The following is a 21413-nucleotide window of genomic DNA, read 5'->3' as shown; positions in this document are numbered from 1 at the left end:
TCAGGCCACGCCCGAACGTAGGAGATCGTGATAGTGGACGAGGCCGACGGGCCGGTCGCCCTCGATCACCACCAGGGTGGTGATCTTCATGGATTCCTGGATTTCGAGGGCTTTGGCGAGCAGCGTTTCCGGCACCACCGTGCGGGGCGTGCCGCTCATCAGGGCCTCGACGGCGAGGCTGTCGAGATCGCTGCGGAACACGTTGCGGCGCAGGTCTCCGTCCGTGACGATGCCGGCGAGGCGCCCGTCCGGCTCCACCACCAGCACGGAGCCGAAGCCCTTGGCGTCGATCTCGCGGATCGCCGCCCGCATGGGCGTGCCGCGCGGCACCACGGGCATGCGCTCGCCCGTGTGCATCACCTCGCGCACCTGGCGCAACGAAGCCCCGAGGCGGCCGCCCGGATGATAGATGCCGAATTCCCGGGCCGAGAAGCCGCGGGCTTCCAGGAGCGCCACCGCGAGGGCGTCGCCCAGGGCCAATTGCATGGCCGTCGAGGTGGTGGGGGCGAGGCCGTTGGGGCACGCCTCGCGGGCTTTGGGGAGGGTGAGGCAGACATCGGCCTCGCGCCCGAGGGTCGAGGCGGGATTGGCCGTGATGGCGATGAGGCCGACGCGGTAGCGGCGGGCATAGCCGATGATGTCGGCGAGTTCCGTGGTCTCCCCCGACCACGACAGGGCCACCACCACGTCCTCGGGCTGGACCATGCCGAGGTCGCCGTGGCTCGCCTCCGCCGGATGGACGTAGAGGGCTGGCGTTCCCGTCGAGGCGAAGGTCGCGGCGATCTTGCGGCCGATATGACCGGATTTACCCATGCCGGTGAGGATCGCCCGGCCCCGGGCCTGGCTCAACCGCGCCACCGCCGCCGTGAACGCCTCCCCGAGGCCGTTGCCGATCGCCGCCATGAGGCAGTCGAGGCCGTCGCGCTCGGTGCCGATGGTGCGCAGGGCCGATGCAATGGCCGGCGTCGTCTCGGGACGCGCGTCATGGGACGCCAGCGCCCTGTTGGGGGCCGTGTTCGCTGGGGCCATCCGGCTTACGTCTCCTCATCGATCGCGGTCGCGTCCGCTGTCGCGCCTATGGCGCGCGAATGTGGTCGCAAGGGGGCTTCGCGGGGGGCGTCGGACTCGGCCCCAATCGCCGTTGACGCGGCATTAACCCTATCGGTTGTAGCGCTCTTAACCACGATCCGCCCGGTCTCGACCAGGCGGATGCCCCCAAAGCCGGGGTATCTCCCGCGTCGGGGATACCGGGTGTCGTCTCGGAGGACGGTGGTCCGTGATACGTGTGCGGCCGACAAATGCGTGGCGAAACCGGAGCCTGCGCGGCCTCGCCCTCTCGGCCGCGACCCTCCTCGCTGGCACCGGCGGCCTCGGCGCCCAGGCCCTGCGCACGAACACCGATCCGAGCTTCGGGTCCACCGCCCAAACCGATCCGACACCGGACGCCACCGACGCGGCCCCGTCGAGCCAGACGCAGCAGGCGCCCGACACTGGGACGGGCACGCCCGTGACTGGCGACAGCCCCGAGGGCGACGGCGGCCTGATTCGCCCCGCCCGTCGATCCGCGAGGACGACGCCCGTCTCGGGCGCTCCGAACAACCGGACCCTCGGTGCGCTCCTGCGTGCCCGCGCGGCCCCCGCGCGCCGGATCGGGTCGGCCACGACTCAGGTCACGCGACAGATCACGCAGACCTCCCCCACCGACAGTCGGCTCACGCCTGTGATCCGCTCGCCCGTGGTCGGTGTTCCCCTGCCGTCGATCCTGCCGCCGGTGGGGATCCAGACGTCGAGCTTCCTGCTCGGCGGCGCCCTCAGTCCCACGCTCTCCGTCGATCCGGCCTATGCCCCCCTGGGGATCAAGGTCGGCAGCTTCACCATCCTGCCGGGCTTTCAGCAGAGCATCGGCTACGACACCAACCCGGAGCAGATCACGCGCCTCGCGGCGAAGCCCTCCGTCGCCCTGCGCTCGGAAGCCGATCTCGCGTTCCGGAGCGACTGGTCCACGAGCGCCCTCAGCGGCGAGTTGCGCGGCTCCTATCTCGAATATCCCGACAATCCGGCGGCGAGCCGGCCGAACGGCGCCGGCGCAACCCGCCTGCGGATCGACGCCACCCGCGACACCCGGATCGACGTCGAAGGCCGCTTTCTCATCGACACGCAGCGCACGGGCAGCCCCGACCTCAACGCTGGCGCGACGACCCGCCCCCTGATCACGAGCTACGGCACCACCGTGGGGGCGACCCAGGTGTTCAATCGCCTCCAACTCTCCTTGCGTGGACTGGTCGATCGCTCCGAATTCGATGATGCCCGCCTCGGCAACGGCACGATCCTCCGGCAGAGCGACCGCAACCTGAACCAGTACGGCCTGCAACTGCGGGCCGGCTACGAGATGTCGCCGACCCTGACGCCGTTCGTCGATGTCCTCGCGGATACCCGCGTGTACGACCTGCGCGTGGATTCCACCGGTACGCGACGGGATTCGGATGGCCTGACCGTCTCGGTCGGCAGTTCCATCGCCCTGACCCGCTTCCTCGCGGGGGAACTCTCCGGCGGATTGCAGCACCGGACCTACAACGACCCTACCCTGCGCGACCTCACCGCCCCGGTGATGAACGCGGCCCTGATCTGGACGGTGAGCCCCCTCACCTCCGTCCGCCTGAACGCCACGGCGGGAATCGTCGAGACGGCGATCGCGGGGTCGAGCGGCGTGCGCACCCAGGCCGTCACCCTGGAAGTGCAGCACGACCTCCTGCGCAACCTGTCGCTCATCGGCGGGATCACGTACGTGGCGAGCGACTACGACCGGGTGAACATCTCGGAGCGCGGCTTCTCGGGAACGGCCCGCCTCGATTACCGGTTCAACCGCTGGCTGACCCTGCGCGGCTCCTACGTCTACCAGCAGGTGAACAGCACCGTCGCCACGGCGAGCTTTCACGCCAACACCTGGCTGCTCGGCCTGCGGGTGAACCCGTAGAGACGCCCTCCCGCCGGCGCGGGAGGGGCCGGATCAGCGCACCATCGCGAGGGAGGCGCCGGATTTCGAGAGCGCGCCGTCCAGCGCGCCGCCGCCCTGGCGCAGGCGGGCCGCGACGGTGCCGCCGGGCTGGTAGAGGTAGACCTCGCCATCGCGATAGTCCCACGCCGTCACCTTGGCGAGATCCTTGTTCGCGCAACCGGCCGCGCTGGCCTTGTAGAGGTCGAGGGCCGGGGCGCTCGACAGCGACACCTTGCAGCTCGCGCCCGTGGCGTCCTTGGCGGTCCAGCCTCCGACCACGGAGGAGCGGCCCGACGCGACCACCACGGGGGGCGGTGCCGGCGGCGGCGCGGCGGCCACGCTCGGCTCGGGGGGCGCGGCGACGGGCGCGGCCGGAGCCACCGCGACGTCGGCCCCGACCGGCGGCTCGATGGGGGCCGCGGAGGCCCCGGGCGGCGGTGCGAGGGGGGCCGTGGTGATGGGGGCGGCGGGCATGGCCGGGATCGTAGTGTCGAGGGCGGCTTGCGGACCGGGGCCACGGACGCGGGCCGGCCGCTCGAGGCGCGAGGACGCGCAGGCGCCCAAAGTGGCGGTGAGCGCCACGACGGCGACGGTCGACAGGAGCGGACGCGGCATCTTGAGGCAAATCCCGAACAGATCGGAGTCGCGGACACGACTTCCGGTAGCGGGTTGCCTCACCGCCAAATGCGATGGCCGCAAGGCGGCTCACGGCGGGGCCTGGGGATTCCCGTCATGGCCGCCGCATTTGCGCTCCGGTGTGGCGCGAACGCCTCATGCGAATGCCGCTCGATTGCCTCGTCATCGTGGAGCTCGGCATCCCTCGGGCGATGTGCGAACCTGCCCACCCGGCGACCGCTTTCCTCGATCCGATGCCGTGTCAGGCCGGGCGTATGCCGTCGATGGACAGGCGCAGGTGCTTTGGACCGCGCAGGGCCGAGCCGGGCCGGTAGGGCGGCGGATCGGCCGCGAGGCGCGGGTTGTTCAGGCGCCGCGCCAGGGCCGTCAGCGCCGCCTCGGCCTCGAATCGCGCCAGGGGCGCGCCGACGCAATAATGCAGGCCGCCGCCGAACCCGAGATGACGGGTACCGGTCCGATCGGGGTCGAAGCGGTCGGGCTCGGCAAACTCCGCCGGATCGCGGTTGCCCGAGGCGAGGAGCAGGATCACGTCCGAGTCCTTCGGAATCGTGGTCTCGGCGATGGCGATGTCCGTGAGCGCCCGGCGGGTGCGGAATTGGACCGGCGGATCGTAGCGCTGCACCTCCTCGATCAGACGCGGGGCGCGGGTGGGGTCGTCGCGCAGGCGCGCGAACTCGTCCGGATGGCGCAGGAGCGCCAGCATGGCGTTGGTGATGAGGTTCACCGTCGTCTCGTGGCCCGCCACCAACATGAGCACTGAGGTGGCGATGAGATCGTAATCCCCGATCTTCGGCACGTCCGGTCCACCGCCGACGGCGAGACCCGACAGCATGTCGTCCTTCGGATCCCGGCGCTTCTCCTTGATGAGGCCGCTCATGTAGTCCGAGATGGTCTCGAAGGTGCGGCTGTTCTCGGCCCGCGCCTCTTCGTCGGCCATGGTGTCGGGCTCCAACGCCGTGGCGAGTTGCGTCGCCCAGCCGTGGAACTTCGGCTCGTCCTGCGTGGGCACGCCGAGCAATTCGCAGATGATCGTCACGGGTAGCGGGTAGGCGAGGTCGTCGACGACATCGAAGTTGCCCGATCCGGCGTGTTTCGTCAGAATCTCGTCCACGAGGGTGTGTGAGCGCGCGCGCAGGGCCTGGACGCGTTTCTGGGTGAATTCGTGCATCACGGCCTTGCGCAAGGTGTCGTGATCCGGCGGGTCGCGGAAGATGAAGGGCCGATGCGCGTCGGTGATGCGGTCGCGGATCGGCTTCACGATCCAGTCGGAGACGGGGTTGCCGGTCTTCGGCCGGTCGGCCGGCGGCAAGGTCTCGGAGCTGATGCGCGGATCGTGCAGCAGGCTCGTGATCGCCGCGTGGGTCGAAGCCACGTAAGTGCCGTCGGATTGACGGGACACGGGGGTCTCGCGCAGGCGCGCGAAGAGGGGATAGGGGTCGGCCCGGTTGGCCTCGTCCTTCACCTGCTCGAACAAGGTCGCGTCGCTCATCACTCGTCCCCTCGCGGCAATCCGGACGCCATCGGTGTCAGCGGCCCCTCATCCACCCCACCGCCGGGGGGCGGGAACGGCGCCCGGGACGCCACCATCTCCGCGTAAGCCGGCAACCAACGCACGGAGTCGAAGGAGACGGCCGCGATACAGCGGCCCTCCCGGCCGTACACGACGAGGAAGCGCCCGGTTTTCGGGTCGCCCTGCGCGATGACGATGCTGTCCGCCCCGTCGGTCAGCCCAACGGATTTGATGGTGACGCCGCCCTGAGACGACCAGAAGGTCGGAACCTCGGCGTAGGACCCCGCCCCTTGCCCGATCAACAGGCGCGCCGCGTGCGCCCCCTGCGTCACGGCGTGGCCCCAATGCTCCAGGGCGACGCGGCGGTCGTCGTAGAGGGGATGGGGAAAGCGGGCGATGTCTCCGGCTGCCGCGATGGTCCGGTCAGGCTGTCCCGCGTCGTCGAGGGCGTAGCCGTCGGCGTCGCAATCGACGCCGCCCTCGTCGAAAGCGAGGCCGGAGCCGGCGAGCCACTCGGTGTTGCGAATGGCGCCCAGCGCCACCACGACGCAGTCGGTCTCGATGGTGCGCCCGTCTTCGAGGCGCGCCCGAACCACCCGTCCGGTCCCATCGTCTTCCAGGGCCTCGACCTTGGCGTCGAAGATCAGATCCACGCCCCGGGCTTCGTGCAGGGCGCCGACGACGGCGCCGAGATAGATCCCGAGCACGCCTGCCAGCACGGCCGGGCCGGTCTCCACGAGGGTCACCGGCAGATCGAGGTCACGGCAGGCCGCCGCCACTTCGCAGCCGATGAAGCCGCCGCCGATGACGAGGACGCGGGCGGGCTTGCCCGCAAGGGCCATCCGCAGGGCCGCCGAATCGTCGCGGCTGCGCAGGGTATGGACCCCCGCGAACTTCGCCTGTTCGGCGTCGAGCCAGGGGCGCGGCCGGGCTCCCGTGGCGATGAGCAGGCGATCATAGATAACCTGCCGGCCGTCCCGCAGGGTGACGGTCCGCTTCGCGCGGTCGAGGGCGGTCGCGGCCGAACCGAGCAGCCATTCGGCCTCAAGGGGCACGAGGTTGGGCAGAGCCGTCGCCGCTGCGTCGACGGAGCCGGTCAGAACCTGTTTCGATAGGGGCGGCCGGTCGTAGGGGCGATGCGGCTCGTCGCCGATGAGCGTGAGGCGGCCCGCATAGCCCGCCGTGCGGGCGGCTTCGGCCCCGCGCAGGCCCGCCAGGGAGGCGCCGACGACGACGAGGTGCTCGCAGGTCACGGACGGTCGCTCCCCGTATCCTCGACGAGGATCGCCTGCACCGGGCAGGCGACACGGGCGCGCTCGATGGCGTCGCGGGCCGCCGCCGTTGGCGCCGGGTCGTAATGGAGCGCCTCGGCGCCATGCAGGACGAAATGCTCCGGTGCCGCGTAGCAGCATTGGGCATAAGCCTGACAACGGTTGAGATCGACGGTGACGCGCAAGCCCTCGGCGGGGATCAAGCCCCCGGCGGGGACTGATCGCTCGGCGGCGCGCAGGGAATCGGGGCTCGGCGAAGGGCCGGGAACAGCGAAGTTCGGATCGGGCATGGAGGCGCAATGCCCGTCGCGCATCGGCGGTTCCGCACCGCCCGCGCGTCAAAGGGCGCGGAACATCACCAAGGCGTCCACGGTCCCGTGCACCGGATGACGAAAGGCGCCGGGCAGACGCCCGACAACGGCAAAGCCGAGGTGCTCCCACAGGGCGACGGCGCGGGTGTTCGTCGCGACCACGAAGTTGAATTGCATCGCGGCGAATCCCGCCCCCCGCGCGGTGTCGAGGGCATGGCGCCCCATGGCCCGCGCGATCCCGCGTCCACTGGCCGCCGGATGGGTCATGAACCCGGCATTGGCGACATGGCTGCCGCCCCCGGCCTGGTTCGCCTTCAGCAGATAGGTACCGCGTACCCCGTCTTCCGTGGCTGCGACGAAGACGCGATGCCCGGGCGAGAACCAATAGGCCAGCATATCCGCGCGGGAGCCGTCGCGCGGCAGGGCGTAGGTTTCCCCCGCGCGGATCGTTGGTTCGAGAATCGCCCAGACGGCGTCGTGATCGTCGGACGCGGCGGGGCGGATCGTCAGGCTCATGCGATGATTCCGGGCAACGAGGCGGCCGTGACTATACCGCCTGAGGGCCGACCGGTCTGGTGCAAGGTCGCCGATGCGGCTCGATGCTCTGATGCACCGGCGCAACAGTGTCGCAGCCGAACACCGCCCTTCCGAACTCCGCGCTTGTAACGTTATCGCGTTCAGGTGATGAAACATTATAACATTTTTGCGAGGCGTGATGCGGGTTGTTCGTGCGAAGGGTTGGCTGGCCGGAACCGTACTGACGGGCGTCGGGCTGGCGGCACCCGGTGCGTTGGCACAGCAGGCCGCCGTCGCCCTCTCGGAACTCAGCGTCACCTCCCCCAGCCCCATCGTGCCCCTGAATGGCAGCGGCACGGCGAGCAGCCTGCCCACCGGAGTCCTTCCGGTCGCCATCAACACCTTCTCGCCCGTCACCGTGGTGACGGCGGACCAGATTGCCCGCGACCAGCCGCGTACCCTCGGGGATGCCCTCGCGGACCGGCCCGGTCTCTCGGCCTCGACCTATGCGCCGGGTGCCGCGAGCCGGCCGATCATCCGGGGTCTCGACAACAACCGGGTTCGCATCCAGGAAAACGGCGTTGGCATCCAGGACGTCTCGGAGCTCGGCGAGGATCACGGCGTCCCCGTCAATCCCCTGGTCGCCAACCGCATCGAGGTGATCCGGGGACCGGCCTCCCTGCGCTTCGGGTCCCAGGCCATCGGCGGCGTGGTGAGCGTCGACAACAACCGGGTGCCGACCTTCATCCCCGAACGCGGGATCTCCGGTTCGGCGACGACGGGCTATTCCACCGTCGATAACGGTCGCCTCGGCGCCGTCGCGGTGGATGCGGGCGCCGGCAACGTCGCGGTCCACGCCGATGGGTTCAAGACGGCGGCCGACAGCTACGGAACACCGCTCGGCATCCAGCGCAATTCGGCCAACGAATCCCAGGGCGGCGCCGTCGGCATGTCGTTCATCGGGGACCGCGGCTTCGTCGGCCTATCCTACAGCCATTACGACGCGCTCTATCAGATCCCGGGCGGCGAGGCGGTCGAAAGCCGAACCCGCCTCGATCCGCGCCAGGATCGTCTCCTTGCCCGGGGCGAGTTCCGCCCCCTCGACGGTCCCATCGCGGCGATCCGTTTCTGGGTCGGCGGCTCGGTCTATCGTCACGACGAGACCGGGATCGGCGAGGATGGCCGCGACGGCATCCAGGCGACATTCAAGAACCGAGAAGCGGAGGCTCGCGTCGAGTTCCAGCACGTTCCGGTCTTCACTGCCCTTGGCACCCTCACGGGCGCCCTCGGCGTTCAGGCCGGACGCCGGACCCTCGGCACCGCCGGTGAGGCGGGCGGCCTCCTCGCGCCGACGGATTCCCGCAGCAACGCCGTCTATCTGTTCGAGGAGTTGAATGTCGGCAACGGGCTGCGGCTCCAGGGCGCCGGTCGCATCGAGGGAGATCGCTCGACGGGCACCGCGACCCTGTTTCCCGGCGATTTCGTGCCGGTGGATGGCGAGGACCCGTTGTCCTACGGTCGTCGCCGCCGGTTCGCGCCCAAAAGTATCAGCTTCGGCGCCCTCCAGGACCTGCCCTACGGCTTCGTCGCCAGCCTGAACGGCAGCTTCGTCGAGCGGGCGCCGACCGCCTTCGAACTCTATTCGCGCGGTTCCCACGACGCGACGGGCACCTTCGAGATCGGCAGCGCCGACCTGAAGAAGGAGCGCGCCCGCACCATCGAGGCCAGCATCCGCCGCGCCGAGGGGCCGTTCCGCCTCGACGCCACCGGCTACGTCACCCGCTACACGGGCTTCATCTACAAGCGTGACACCGGCCTGCGCTGCGGCGACGATTTCGCCTCGTGCGGCAGCGACGACGAATTGCAGCAGATCGTGTACGCGCAGCGCAACGCCACGTTCTACGGCGCCGAGATCGGCGCGCAGCTCGACCTCCTGCCCGTGGGCAACGGTTGGGCCGGCCTCGACGCGCAGTACGATTTCGTCCGCGCTCAGTTCGATGACGGCTCCTATGTCCCGCGCATCCCGCCCCACCGGGTCGGCGGCGGTGTGTTCGTGCGGGCCGACGGATGGTTCGCCCGGGTGAACCTGCTCCATGCCTTCGCCCACACGGAGATCGCGCCCCTCGAGACGGTGACGCCGGGCTTCGACGACCTGCGCGCCGAGGTGAGCTACACCAAGCCCCTCGATCCCGTGCTCTATGGCGCGACCGAAGTGACCCTCGGCCTCCAGGGCCGCAACCTCCTCGACGACCAGATCCGCAACTCGGCCTCGTTCAAGAAGGACGAGATCCTGCTGCCAGGCCGCAACGTGCGCCTGTTCCTGACGGCGCGATTCTGAACGCGGTCATGGGTTCGAAGGGACGAGCCCTTCGCGGGTCCGGGGCAGAGCCCCGGGAAGATGCCGGGCTCCATCCGGCCCCCGGCGACGGGCTTGCCCGTCGGAAGCCCGTTTCGCGCGTGATCGTCAGAGAAGCTGTCCCTGATCTTCCTCCGTCGCGAACCTGGGCTCGGGCGGAGGAGGCGGCGTCTTGGTCTCGTCGGCGTAGCCGCAGCGGTAGACGATCTCGTCGGGCGCGCCGAGGCCGGTGTTGAGGGGGATCGTCACCGTGTCGTCGGCGAAGCGCCACTTGCGGGTTCCGCGATCCCAGTAGAGCCAAACCGTCGTCGGTTGGCCCTGCACGGCGAACACCGCCGCCTTCTTCGACACCGCCTGTACCGTCCGGGGCGCATACAGGCCCTTGCGGCGATAGGCTTCGCGCAGGGCCGCCCCCTGGCGGTCCACGAAGGTGTTGCGCACAACCTGGATCGTCGCACCGGGCTCGGCGAGGAACCGCTTGAAATCGGCGAGGGAGTTCAAGACGAGTGCCATGGCGGTCACCCCCGTTGGAGCCGTCGAACGTCGCCCCGGCACCGTGCCCGAACGTCTTGCCCGATGCGGCCGGACGACTGGCAACCGTCGGTCGCTGCCGCCGATCCGTCCCACCGGGGATATCAACAGAAATCGGTTGCGGCGCCCAGTCGCTTCCGTCCCTTGACCGCGGCCGCGCCGTACCGCGTTGTCCCGGCATGCTGCTCCAGTTCTTCACCGCCCTGCGCGAGGCCAAGGTCCCCGTCACCTTGCGGGAGTTCCTCACCCTCCTCGAAGCCCTCGACCGCGATCTCGCGGAGAAGCGGGTCGAGGAGTTCTATCTCCTGGCGCGCACCGCCCTGGTGAAGGACGAGCGCCACCTCGATCGGTTCGACCGGGTGTTCGGCACCGTCTTCAAGGGCCTGGAGACCGTGGGCGACGTCACCGAACCTTCGGCGATGCCGGAAGAGTGGCTGCGCAAGCTCGCGGAAAAATACCTCACCGACGCGGAGAAGGCCGAACTGAAGGCGCTCGGCTGGGACAAGCTGTTCGAGACCCTGAAACAGCGGCTCGCCGAACAGAAGGAGCGCCACCAGGGCGGCTCGAAATGGATCGGCACTGGGGGTACCTCACCGTTCGGCGCCTACGGCTACAACCCCGAAGGCATCCGGATCGGCCAGGACGGCAACCGCAACTTCCGCGCCGTGAAGGTGTGGGACAAGCGCGCGTTTCGCGACCTCGACGACGGCGTCGAACTCGGGACCCGCAACATGCGGGTGGCCCTGCGTCGCCTGCGCCGCTTCGCCCGCACGGGGGCGGCGAACGAGCTCGATCTCGACGGAACCATCCGAGAGACCGCTGCCAGAGGCTACCTCGACGTGAAACTGCGGCCCGAGCGGCGCAACGCCGTCAAGGTGCTGCTGTTCCTCGACGTCGGCGGCTCCATGGACTTCCATATCGGGCTCGCCGAGGAATTGTTCTCGGCGGCCCGGGCCGAGTTCAAGCATGTGGAGCATTTCTACTTCCACAATTGCCCGTATGAGGCAGTCTGGAGGGACAATCGCCGCCGCCACGACGAGACCGTACCGCTCCTCGAAGTCCTGCGGACCTACCCGTCGGATTATCGGATCGTGATCGTCGGCGATGCCTCCATGAGCCCTTACGAGATCGCGGTGCCGGGTGGCTCCGTCGAGCACTGGAACGAAGAAACCGGCGAGGTCTGGCTCGGTCGCCTCCTGGAGCGGTTTCCGAAGGCGGTGTGGCTCAATCCGGTCCCGGCCGAGCATTGGGTCTATACCCAATCCATCACGATGATCCGCCGGATCGTCGGGGGGCGGATGTATCCCCTAACCCTGGAGGGAATCGACGCCGCCATGCGCGAATTGGTGCGATGACGGGCGACCGCCTTCCGGCCGGTGGGTTCGCTGCCCTCGTGCCGGAACTCGACGTGTTGGATCTCGACCGCAGCCTCGCGTTCTGGTGCCGCGGCCTCGGCTTCACCGTGGCCTACGCGCGATCGGAGGCGGGGTTCGCCTATCTGGAGCGTCAGGGCGCGCAGGTGATGCTCAACCGGGTCAACGGCAACTGGTCCGTCGGGCCCCTGGAGCCGCCCCTGGGACGGGGCCTCAACCTACAGATTGCCGTCGCCCCCCTCGCCCCGGTGCTGGTGAGCCTCGCGGCTCTGGATTGGCCGTTGTTTCGAGGCGTCCACGAGGCTTGGTATCGGGTGGGCGCGCGCGAGGTCGGGCTCCGGCAGGCGCTGGTGCAGGATCCCGACGGTTATCTCGTGCGCGTCTGCGAATCCCTCGGGACGCGCGGCGGCCTCAACCCTGGCGTGCCGGGGTCGTCACCGTGAGACCATCGAGTTCGGGCGTGATGCGGATCTGACAGCACAGACGCGACGTCGCCCGCACGTCGGAGGCGAAATCGAGCATGTCCTGCTCCATGTCCTGGGCCGGACCGACCACGGCGGCCCATTCGCCGTCGACATAGACGTGGCAGGTGGCGCAGGCGCAGGCGCCGCCGCATTCCGCATCGACACCGGGGACGTTGTTGCGGATCGCCGCTTCCATCACGGTCGATCCCACGACGCCCTCCACGGTCCGGGCCTTACCGGCATGGTCGACGAAGGTGATCTTGGGCATCGAGGGGGCTCCGGGCTCGTCCGACACGACGATGGCTGGTTGTGCGGCGTGCGGTCTGCCTTGAAGGGGCAGGCCCCGGAAAGCAAGGGTTGGCCGTCGCGCGCACGACATTCCTGCGCTTACGCCGGAACGGCCAGGCCGTTCCCCACCTGCCCCTGCGGCGGGTGCGCGCTCGTCACGTGGGCGGAATTGCACGCAAGACTTCGGCCACGGCCTCCGCGAGGGGCGTGGGATCGGGCGCGCGGCCGGCCCGCAGGTCGGTTTCCAGGTTTGCGCTCGCCGCCGCGACGGCGCCCGCCCCGACCCCGAGGGCCGAGCCCTTCAAGGTATGAGCGAGGTCGGCCCGGTCGCGCGCCGGTTGGGCCGAATCGGTGATGCCCGCCAGGAGTGTCCGGCACTGGCGGGCGAAGAGGTCGAGGATCTCGCGGGTCAGGTCCGGATCCCCGCCGGTCTGCGCGGAGAGATGGTTGTGGTCGATGGGGGCCAAAGGCGCTCTTTACGTTCGCGAGGGACGGATGGGCCTATCCACAGCCGGGGGGCCGTCCCCGGTTTGCGTTTAAGCGTTGGAGGCCCATGGATAAACCAGATGGATGGGATGCGGGCCCCGGGCTTGGTAACCATTCCGTTAAGGTTTTGTCAGCGGAGCCACGGTTCGGGTATCGGGGCCGGGGGCCGATGGCTAAGGTTCGTTGGTGAATTGGTAAACGTTTCCCCTGCCCGGGCGCGGCCGGTTTTTGCAGGGGAGGACATCGAGGGGTTGCATGGCCACGGAAAAGAAGCTCAAGGACCCGGCCGAGGCCGCCTTGTCGGCCATCGAGCAGGCCCTCAATCTGGACATGCTGACGCCCGAGACCTCCGAGGCTCGGGTAGAGCCGCGCCTGCCCGACGTCGGCGACGGCGACGCGCTCCTCGACCCGAGCGGTCGCACCCTGCCACCCCGCCTCGAAGAACCCCTAGCTTCCGATCTGCCGCCCCCGGATCGTGCCCGTCCGCGTCGCGAGGGGGGGCTGCTCCCGCCCGACCGCTCGCTCATCGCCAACGACGACCGCCAGAACATCGGTATCCTGCAGCAGACCCTCCGGGTGCGGCCGTCACCCGCTCCGTACATCGTCGCCGGCATCGCCTCGTCCGTGTGGTTCGCGGGTCTGATCGCCCTGGCCTGGAGCCAGTCGGGCGGTGATCTGAAAGCCTACGCGCAGGGTCTCACGGCGCTTCAGGCGGCGGTGGCGGCCACCGCCTTCGTCGGCCCCGCCGTGCTGTTCTCCATCATGGCGATGCTCGCCGTGCGCGCCCAGGAGATGCGCCTCGTCGCCCGCGCCGTCGGCGAGGTCGCCATTCGCCTCGCCGAGCCGGAGAATTTCTCCACCGACGCGGTCCTCACCATGTCGCAGACCGTGCGCCGCGAAGTCGCCGCCGTGGGCGACGGCGTCGAGCGGGCGCTCGCCCGCGCGGGCGAACTCGAGACCCTGGTGCGCGGCGAGATCGCGACCCTCGAGCGGGCCTATTCGGAGAACGAGATCCGCATCCGCTCCCTCGTCGACGAACTCGTCGCCCAGCGCGAATCCATCGTCGCCAACGCCGAACGCGTGCGCGGCGCCATCGCGGGCTCGCACCTGAACCTGACGCAGGAACTCGATGGCGCCGCAGAGCGCATCGTCGCGGCGGTGACCGGTGCGGGCGAGCGCGTGACCGGCGCCCTCGACGCCCGTGGCGAGGCCATCACCTCGGCCCTCGGCGACCGCAGCGATGCCATCACGGCGGCCCTGTCGGTTGCCGGTGACCGCGTCGTCGGTCTCATGACGGATCGCGGCGACGACCTCGTCCAGCGCCTCGCCGCCACCAGCGACGGCGTTCGCGGCAGCCTCACGGAAGTCGGCAATACCCTGACCCAGACCCTGGAGAACCGGGCCGAGGAAGTGACCCGCGCCTTCGAGCGCACGGGCGGCCTCCTCACGGCGACCCTCGCCACCAATGCCGGCGACGTCGCCCGCACCCTGGCGCAGACCGGTGCCGAAGTCATCGAGACCCTGAACCGCGAGGGCAGCGAAGTCCGCAAGAGCTTCGAGGATTCGGCGCGCGGCCTCGAAACCGCGTTCCTGGCCCGCGGCGGTGAACTCACCGCCCAGTTCTCCAGCACGGGCGGCGACATCACCGCCCGCTTCGCAGAGACCGGCGATGCCCTGCGGGCGCATTTCGCCGCCACGGGCGCATCCCTGACCCGCGACCTCGCCACCGTCGGCGGCGGCGTCTCCGACGCCATCGTGGCGCGGGGCCACGAGGCCGAGGAGCGCTTGGCCCAGGCGGCCAGCAGCGTGATCGAGACGTTCGGCGCCCGCGCCGATGCCCTGCGCGACGGCCTGATGCGGTCCGTCGAAGAGGCAGCCAGCCTCGTCGAGCGCAACGGCGGTGCCCTCGCGGAGCGCATCGACAACGTGACCGGCCGTCTGCACGAGACTCTGACGGTACAGGGCGGCGGCATCGCGGATCTCATCGAGACCCGTGGCCGGGATGCCCAGGCCGGCTTCGCCCTCACGGCGAGCGGTCTCATCGAGACCCTCGATTCCCGCGTCGAAGCCGTGCGCGACGGCCTCACCCGCTCCGTCGAGAGCATCGCCCAAAGCATCGACACCCGTGGTGGCGCCCTCGCCGAGCGGATCGAGACCGTGGCGGGACGCCTGCACGAGACCGTGGCCGTCCAGGCCGCCGGCCTCGACAACTCCCTGGCGGTGGCCGGCGAGCGCGTCGGCAACCTCATCGAGGAGCGCGCCCGCGAGGCGACCACGCGGGTCGAGCGCCTCATGGCCGATCTCGGCCAGACCCTGGAGGCCCGCACGGGCGAGACCGTGTTGGCGATCCAGACCGCCACCGCGACGGCGGATGGCCACCTCGGCACACGGACCACGGAAACGACGGAATCCCTGCGCCGCAGCGCCGAAGAGATCACCGTCGCCCTCGGGGCTTTCGCCACCGAGGTTGCCCAGTCCCTGCGCCGCTCGGCCGCCGGCGCCACGGGTGAACTCGAAGCCCGCACCGTCGAGGCCGTCGAGATCTTCGAGAAGCGCCTCGCCACCAACGCGAGCGAACTCTCCGGTCGGACCGAGGAGGCCGCCGCTCTCCTGCGTCAGCTCGCGGAGGGGGCCGGCGCCAATGTCGCCGGACGCACCGAGGACGCCATCGCGGCCCTGCGCCGGTCCCTCGACGAGATCAACGTCGAACTCGCCGTTCGGGCCAGCGAGGCGGCGAGCGTCATCAACCGCGCGGCCGAGGGCATCGGCAGCAGCCTCGATGCCCGGGTGCGGGATGTGGAGACCTCCTTCGGCAACCACGGCCGGACGCTCGGCGACCTCATCACCGCCCATACCCACGACGCCCATGCGCAACTCGCCATGGCCGGACGCGACATCGCCCTGGCCATCACAGCGCAGAGCGCCCGGGTTGGCGACGCCCTCGCGGCGTCGAGTGAGCGCTTCAATGAGACCGCCCGCACCCAGACGGGCGCCATCGAGACGGTCATCACCGATCGCCTCGCCGTCCTGCAGGAAACCATCGCGCGGGGCGACATCATCGCTGAGCGCATCACCCGCGACACCACCACCCTCACGCAGACCGTGGGCGGCCAGATCGAGGAGATGGACCGTATCGTCTCCGTTCGGGGCCAAGCCGTGGCCGACGCCATCGCGGCCCGCAGCCGCGAGGCCCGGGACGTGGTCGAGACCCAGCTCGGCGCCCTCGAGGAACGCGGCCTGAAGCGCACGGCCGAGATCGGCGAGACCCTCTTCAACCTCGTGGGCGAGATCGACGGCCGCCTCGGTGCCCAGGCCACGGCTCTCAACGAGGCCTTGATCCAGCGTACGGACGCGATGGACCGGATCATGAACCAGGGCGGGCGTGACCTCGTCCAGGCCCTCGACGCCCGCATCGATAGCATGGGCCAGGACATCGCGGCGCGTACCCTCAGCCTCGCCGAATCCCTGACCGCCCGCGCCGCCGAGATCACCGACCGCCTCGACGCTCAGACCGACGACCTCGCCCGGCGCCTCGAAGCCGGCGCCGGTCGCTTCGACGCCGGCGTCATCGCCCGCCTGGAGGCCATCGGGGCCACCCTGGACGAGCGCAGCCGCCTCATCGACGAAACCTTCGCCGTCCGGGCCCTCGAGACCGTGCGCACCCTCGAGGACCGCACCCGCGCGGTCGACGCGGATCTCTCCGCCCGCGCCAGCGAACTCGTGGAGATGATCGTCGAACGCACGGGGGTGGCCGAGGCGTCTCTGTCGCAACAGACCGAAAGCCTCCGCGCGGCATTCTCCGAGCGGACCGATCACCTCGCCCGCCTCGTCGACGAGCGCACCGCGGCCCTCGGATCGGAACTCGACGAGAAGGGCCAGGCCATGCTGGTCGCCCTCGGGGGCCGGATCACCGACCTCGGACGCCTCCTCGATTCGGGCAGCAACGCCCTCGGCACCCTCCTCGACGCACGGGGCGAGAGCATCCTCGATCGCCTGCGCACGGTGGTGACGGAAGCCGAGCGCGTCCTCGGCGACGGGGAAGGTCGCCTCGGCCACGCCCTCGACGGCCGGGTTCAGAACATGGGCTCGCTCCTCGATGAGGGCGTGCGCACGGTCCATCAGCTCCTCGACGATCGCACGGGTGAAATTCGCGCCCTCCTGGACACCCACGCCAAGACCCTCGGCACGAGCTTCGAGGATCGCATCAATCCGCTCCAGGACAGTCTCGATCAACGCGGACGCCGCCTCGTGGAGACCATCGAGGCGAGCCTCGGCAGCGCCGCCGGTGCCGTCGATGCCCGGACGCGTGCGATCGCGACGCTCTTCGACGAGCGGATCGGTCAGCTCGACGAGGTGATCGAGCAGCGCGGCGCGGGCCTCGTGAAGGCGGTGGAAACCCGCACCCAGGACCTCGCCACCACCTTCGACACCCGCCTCGGCCAGCTCGACACCCTGGTGAACCAGGACGAATCCGGCCTCGTCGCCGCCCTGGAGCAGCGCATCAAGGCCCTCGACGGCCTGTTCGACGGCCGCATCGGTCAGCTCGACGAACTCGTGGAGCGCCGCAGCGGCGGCTTCGCCGAGGCCGTGGATGAACGCACCCACACCCTCACGGCCCTGTTCGACCGGCATCTCGGCGCCATCGGGGAGGTCGTGGACGGACGCGCGACGGAGGTCGCCGAGGCCATCGATGCCCGCACCAAGACCCTCGCCACCCTGTTCGACGAGCGTCTGACCACCTTCAAGGATGCCGTGGATGGCCGGGCCGCCCTGTCGGCCCATACCCTGGACGAGCGGACCCGGACCCTGGCGAACCTGTTCGACGAGCACCTCGGCCGTTTCGCGAATCTCACGGACGAGCGCGGTCGCGAGATCGGGCAGAGCCTCGACGCGCGCGCCCGTGTCCTGGCGAGCCTGTTCGAGGAAAATCTCGGTACGTTGGCGAGCCTGACGGATGAGCATGCCCGACAGGTCGGGCAGACCCTGGATGAGCGTGGCCGGACCCTGGCGGGCCTGCTCGACGAACATCTCGGCAGCCTGTCGAGCCTGACGGACGAGCGTGGTCGGCAGATCGGACGGACCCTCGAGGAGCGTGCACGGACGCTGACGACCCTGTTCGAGGAGCATCTCGGCACGCTGTCGCGCCTCACGGACGAGCGCGGCCGACAGATCGGGCAGACCCTCGACGCCCGGACGCAAACCCTGGCCACCCTGTTGCAGGAGCGCATCGGCGAGATCGACGCCCTGGTGACACGGGATGCCGGCGGAATCGCGAACGCCATCGGCGAGCGCATCCAGTCCCTCGGGACCCTGTTCCAAGACCGCCTCGCCGAGCTCGATACCCTCGTGCAGCAGCGCAGCGGCACCTTCGCGGAGACCGTGGACGGCCGGACCCTCAGCCTCGCGGCCATGTTCGACCATCGCATCGACCTCCTCGGCCAGATCGTCGATGGGCGAGGGGCACAGGTGAACGACGCCATCGATGCCCGCACCCACGCCTTGACCACCCTGTTCGACGAACGCCTCGGCAAACTCGACGACCTCGTCGAGGGACGTGGCGCCCGTCTCGCGGCGGCCGTGGACGATCGCACGCAGGGCCTGCGCGCCCTGTTCGACGAGATGCTGACGGCCCTCGACGGCCTCGTCGACAGCCGGGCGGAAGCGCTCACGGATCGGGTCGATGCCCGGACGCACGCCCTCGTCGCCCTGTTCGACGAGCGTCTCGGCCACCTCGACGAACTCGTCGACGGGCGCGGCGCCCGTCTCGCGGACAGCGTGGACGAGCGGACGAAGGGGCTGCGCACCCTGTTCGACGAGATGCTGACGGCCCTCGACGGCCTCGTCGACAGCCGGGCCGACGCCCTCACGGACCGGGTCGACGCCCGTACCAAGGCCTTGGTCGCCCTCTTCGACGAACGTCTGCGCGCACTCGACGGCTTCGTCGGCGACGGCGAGGGCTCGATCACGCGCCGCGTCGAGGAGCGCACCCGTATCCTCGCCCAGCTCTTCGACGACGGTCTGGCGCGCCTCGATGGTCTCGTGGGAACCCGTTCGGACGCCCTCGGCCAGCATGTCGATGCCAAAACGCAGGCCCTCACGACGGTGTTCGAGGAGCGTCTCGGCGCCCTCGATGCCCTGATCTCCGGCCGCGCCGCCGATCTCGCCCGCACCATCGACTCCCAGGGCACCGCCCTCACCCGTGCCGTCGAGACCAGCAGCGAGAGCTTCACCGACCGCATCAACGCGCGCATGAAGGTGTTCGCCTCCCTGGTGGCCGCGCGCGGCGACGATCTCGCCGCCGCCCTCGACGACCGCCAGGATGCCTATGCGGCCCTCGTGGACGCGCGCTCAGCCGCCATGCTGAAGGCGTTCGACGAGCGCGTCGAACGTCACGCGGCGCTCGCCGAGGCCCACACCACGGCCCTGGCCACCACCCTCGACCAGCGGAACGAGGCCGTGGCGGCGATCATCGAGGCTCGCGGTCAGTCGGTGGCGCAGCATCTCGCCAAGAGCGCGGAGATCTTCGTCCAGGCCGTCGAACGGCAGGGCGGCACCCTCGTCGAGACCCTCGACGCGCGTGGGGCGACCATGATCGAAGCCCTCGCGGCACGGTCGGATCAGCTGCGGACCGTCGTGGACGGTCCCGTCGCTGGCCTCGTCGACGCGCTCACGGAGAGCGGTCAGGCGATCGAGCGGGCGCTGACCACGGCCGGCGAGCCCCTGGTCGAGTCCCTTCGCCAGCGCACGGCCGAACTCGAGGCCCGTTCGAAGGCCGCGGCGGACGCTCTGCTGGTCACGATCGACGGCGGCGCCTCGCGGGCCATCGCGAGCCTGACCGAGGCCAACGAAGCCCTGAACCATGATCTCGCCGCCGTGCTCCAGCGCGTCGAAGGGGCCCAGGTCGCCCTCGGCGAGTTGGTGACCGGCGCGGGCAGCACCCTCGATGCCGTCGAGACCGGCCTCGCGGCCCGTGTCGAGCAGTTCCAGGAGGTCCTCGAGTCCATTGCCGGGGAAACCGAGCGTGCGGGTCGCGGCGTCGCCGAGCAGGTCGGTGAGCTCAAGACCGTCGCGGAGGGGGCCTTGAAGGAAGCGGCCGAACTCGCCGCGTCCCTCGATACGCGCAGCCAGACCCTGAACGATCTCGGCCGGACCCATGCCGAGACCCTCACGGGGGCCGCCGATTCGCTGCAAACGGCCGAGGAGCGCTTGTCCAGCGCGATCGCGGCCCGTGGAACCACCCTCGAGGGTGTCCTCGCCCGGATCGCCGAACGCTCGGGGTCCCTCGAGGCCGAGACCGCGCGTTTCGATGCCCTCATTGCCGAGACCCTGCAGAGGGCCGAGGCGCGCGCCCGGGCCATCGGCGCGGAGTTGACCGAAACCGCCCAGGGAACCAGCGCTCGCGTGACGGAGGCGTTCGAGGGCCTGCGCTCGGGGGCCGATGCCGAGGGCGAGCGGACGGCCGAGGGCGTGCGCGCCGCCATCGACGCCGCGTCGCGGGAGATGACGGCGGTGTTCGAGGCCGCTTCGGGCCGGTTCGGCGACTCCGTGGCCGGCCTTCGCGAGATGGCGAACGAGATCAAGCGCGAACTCGACGCCACCCGTGCCGAGATTCAGCGCGGCCTCCGCGATCTGCCACGGGAGACCCAGGACGCCACGGGCGAAATGCGCCGCGTCGTCTCGGATCAAATCAAGGCGCTGAGTGAGTTGACCACCCTCGTCGCCCGCACCGACCGGGCCGTCGACATCGCCCGGCCGGCCGCGACGGTTCCGGCTCCTGTCGCGACCGCTCCGGTCGTAGCCGAATCGGCCCAGCCTCACGTCGCTCCGGCTCCCGCCCCGGTCGCTCCGACGGAATCGCAGGCGCCTGCCGTCCAGGCGCCCGTGTCTCGGGTTCCGGCCGTACAGGCCCCCGCCCCGGCCGTGTCGAAGCCCAGCCAGGGCATGAGCATCATCCCCGCCGCCGTGGGGCGCGCGACCCCCGGCCCGAAGGGGACGGACCGGAGCTGGCTGTCGGACCTGCTCAGCCGCGCCTCCCTCGACGACGATGGCGACGAGGCCGTGGCCAATCCGAACCTGCCGGCGACGATTCCGGCTCCGTCGAACGCCAAGGCGCCCGCCGCTCCCGCGACGTCCGGCAAGGCCGAGCCCGCCAAAGCCAAGGCTTCGACTGACGCCGTGTCCAAGGCCAAGGCTTCGACGGACGCGAAGGCCAATGCCTCCGCCGTGCCCGGACCCGCCACCGAGGCGGCTCGTGGCGACAAGGCCGTGGTCGAGCGTGGGAGAACGGCCCTCGAGATCATCTCGGCCGACATCGCCCGGATGATCGATCATCGCACCGCCGTCGACCTGTGGGAGCGGTATCGCCGGGGTGAGCCGAACCTGTTCGACGAAAGCCTCTACACGGCGCAGGGTCGTCAGACCTTCGCGGAAGTGCGTCGCCGCTACGCCGCCGACGCGGATTTCCGGCGCACGGTGGACCGCTACGTCGCCGAGTTCGAGCGCCTGATGGAGGATGTTTCGCGCAACGACCCCGATGCGAAGCGGACCGACGCCTACCTCACCTCGGAGACGGGCAAGGTCTACACGATGCTGGCCCATGCCAGCGGTCGCTTCGAGGGCGCCTGAGCGGTCGCCGTCACGCCCGTCCCGTACCGGGGCGGGGGTGACGGTGGCAGG

General features: G+C 70.2%; 14 protein-coding genes. 5 read left to right on the top strand and 9 right to left on the bottom strand.

Features of this window, described 5'->3' with window-relative positions; genetic code table 11:
* The gene (locus BM249_RS06025; protein WP_091969959.1) at window positions 1-1029 is read right to left on the bottom strand and encodes a KpsF/GutQ family sugar-phosphate isomerase; all 1029 of its coding nucleotides are present in this window, start codon (window positions 1027-1029) and stop codon (window positions 1-3) included.
* A gap of 256 nt (window positions 1030-1285) precedes the next feature.
* Between BM249_RS06025 and BM249_RS06020 the strand changes: the two genes are divergently transcribed.
* A complete protein-coding gene (locus BM249_RS06020; protein ID WP_244528608.1) occupies window positions 1286-2974 on the top strand; it encodes an outer membrane beta-barrel protein in 1689 nt (562 codons plus the stop codon).
* A 33-nt stretch (window positions 2975-3007) separates the two neighbouring features.
* On the opposite strand, the gene BM249_RS06015 is transcribed toward BM249_RS06020, so the two are convergent.
* From BM249_RS06015 to BM249_RS05995, 5 genes are all read right to left on the bottom strand, one after another.
* Complete coding sequence (locus BM249_RS06015) at window positions 3008-3610, bottom strand: AprI/Inh family metalloprotease inhibitor (protein WP_091969955.1); 603 nt, start codon at window positions 3608-3610, stop codon at window positions 3008-3010.
* A 262-nt stretch (window positions 3611-3872) separates the two neighbouring features.
* Window positions 3873-5120: a cytochrome P450 gene (locus BM249_RS06010; protein ID WP_091969953.1), complete on the bottom strand. Its 1248-nt coding sequence runs from the start codon at window positions 5118-5120 to the stop codon at window positions 3873-3875.
* Window positions 5120-6394, bottom strand: a complete 1275-nt coding sequence (locus BM249_RS06005) for an NAD(P)/FAD-dependent oxidoreductase (protein WP_091969951.1) — start codon at window positions 6392-6394, stop codon at window positions 5120-5122. Before BM249_RS06005 ends, BM249_RS06010 begins: the two co-directional genes overlap by 1 nt.
* Entirely contained in the window at window positions 6391-6597 is a 207-nt protein-coding gene (locus tag BM249_RS06000) for a ferredoxin (protein ID WP_244528617.1), read from the bottom strand. Before BM249_RS06000 ends, BM249_RS06005 begins: the two co-directional genes overlap by 4 nt.
* Before the next feature lie 153 nt (window positions 6598-6750).
* A complete protein-coding gene (locus BM249_RS05995) occupies window positions 6751-7233 on the bottom strand; it encodes a GNAT family N-acetyltransferase (protein ID WP_177232338.1) in 483 nt (160 codons plus the stop codon).
* A gap of 205 nt (window positions 7234-7438) precedes the next feature.
* Here BM249_RS05995 and BM249_RS05990 point away from each other — a divergent pair, with 205 nt between their 5' ends.
* The gene (locus tag BM249_RS05990; RefSeq protein ID WP_091969947.1) at window positions 7439-9577 is read left to right on the top strand and encodes a TonB-dependent receptor; all 2139 of its coding nucleotides are present in this window, start codon (window positions 7439-7441) and stop codon (window positions 9575-9577) included.
* A gap of 126 nt (window positions 9578-9703) precedes the next feature.
* On the opposite strand, the gene BM249_RS05985 is transcribed toward BM249_RS05990, so the two are convergent.
* On the bottom strand, window positions 9704-10108 hold the full coding sequence (locus BM249_RS05985; protein ID WP_091969944.1) for a hypothetical protein: 405 nt from the start codon (window positions 10106-10108) through the stop codon (window positions 9704-9706).
* 197 nt (window positions 10109-10305) lie between these two features.
* Between BM249_RS05985 and BM249_RS05980 the strand changes: the two genes are divergently transcribed.
* Window positions 10306-11481: a vWA domain-containing protein gene (locus BM249_RS05980; protein ID WP_091969941.1), complete on the top strand. Its 1176-nt coding sequence runs from the start codon at window positions 10306-10308 to the stop codon at window positions 11479-11481.
* On the top strand, window positions 11478-11942 hold the full coding sequence (locus BM249_RS05975) for a bleomycin resistance protein (protein ID WP_091969938.1): 465 nt from the start codon (window positions 11478-11480) through the stop codon (window positions 11940-11942). The genes BM249_RS05980 and BM249_RS05975 overlap by 4 nt, the downstream gene beginning before the upstream one ends.
* On the opposite strand, the gene BM249_RS05970 is transcribed toward BM249_RS05975, so the two are convergent.
* Together BM249_RS05970 and BM249_RS05965 are read right to left on the bottom strand one after the other, a co-directional pair.
* The gene (locus BM249_RS05970) at window positions 11911-12231 is read right to left on the bottom strand and encodes a 2Fe-2S iron-sulfur cluster-binding protein (RefSeq protein ID WP_091969936.1); all 321 of its coding nucleotides are present in this window, start codon (window positions 12229-12231) and stop codon (window positions 11911-11913) included. The genes BM249_RS05975 and BM249_RS05970 overlap by 32 nt on opposite strands.
* 175 nt (window positions 12232-12406) lie before the next feature.
* Complete coding sequence (locus tag BM249_RS05965) at window positions 12407-12718, bottom strand: Hpt domain-containing protein (protein WP_091969934.1); 312 nt, start codon at window positions 12716-12718, stop codon at window positions 12407-12409.
* Window positions 12719-12992: 274 nt separating this feature from the next.
* Here BM249_RS05965 and BM249_RS05960 point away from each other — a divergent pair, with 274 nt between their 5' ends.
* Window positions 12993-21362: an apolipoprotein A-IV repeat region-like domain-containing protein gene (locus BM249_RS05960; RefSeq protein WP_091969932.1), complete on the top strand. Its 8370-nt coding sequence runs from the start codon at window positions 12993-12995 to the stop codon at window positions 21360-21362.
* Window positions 21363-21413: the final 51 nt, after the last annotated feature.

The sequence above is a fragment of the Methylobacterium gossipiicola genome (assembly GCF_900113485.1).
Classification (GTDB): Bacteria; Pseudomonadota; Alphaproteobacteria; order Rhizobiales; family Beijerinckiaceae; genus Methylobacterium; species Methylobacterium gossipiicola.
Note: the sequence above shows the minus strand (reverse complement) of the source record. Positions and strands in the feature narration are given on the sequence as shown.

Bases quoted from the DNA above. Each gene is read 5' to 3' on its own strand.
- BM249_RS05985 (WP_091969944.1), bottom strand. From the start codon at position 10,108: ATGGCACTCGTCTTGAACTCCCTCGCCGATTTCAAGCGGTTCCTCGCC.
- BM249_RS05980 (WP_091969941.1), top strand. From the start codon at position 10,306: ATGCTGCTCCAGTTCTTCACCGCCCTGCGCGAGGCCAAGGTCCCCGTC.
- BM249_RS06025 (WP_091969959.1), bottom strand. From the start codon at position 1,029: ATGGCCCCAGCGAACACGGCCCCCAACAGGGCGCTGGCGTCCCATGAC.
- BM249_RS05960 (WP_091969932.1), top strand. From the start codon at position 12,993: ATGGCCACGGAAAAGAAGCTCAAGGACCCGGCCGAGGCCGCCTTGTCG.
- BM249_RS06010 (WP_091969953.1), bottom strand. From the start codon at position 5,120: ATGAGCGACGCGACCTTGTTCGAGCAGGTGAAGGACGAGGCCAACCGG.
- BM249_RS05990 (WP_091969947.1), top strand. From the start codon at position 7,439: ATGCGGGTTGTTCGTGCGAAGGGTTGGCTGGCCGGAACCGTACTGACG.
- BM249_RS05975 (WP_091969938.1), top strand. From the start codon at position 11,478: ATGACGGGCGACCGCCTTCCGGCCGGTGGGTTCGCTGCCCTCGTGCCG.
- BM249_RS05970 (WP_091969936.1), bottom strand. From the start codon at position 12,231: ATGCCCAAGATCACCTTCGTCGACCATGCCGGTAAGGCCCGGACCGTG.
- BM249_RS06015 (WP_091969955.1), bottom strand. From the start codon at position 3,610: ATGCCGCGTCCGCTCCTGTCGACCGTCGCCGTCGTGGCGCTCACCGCC.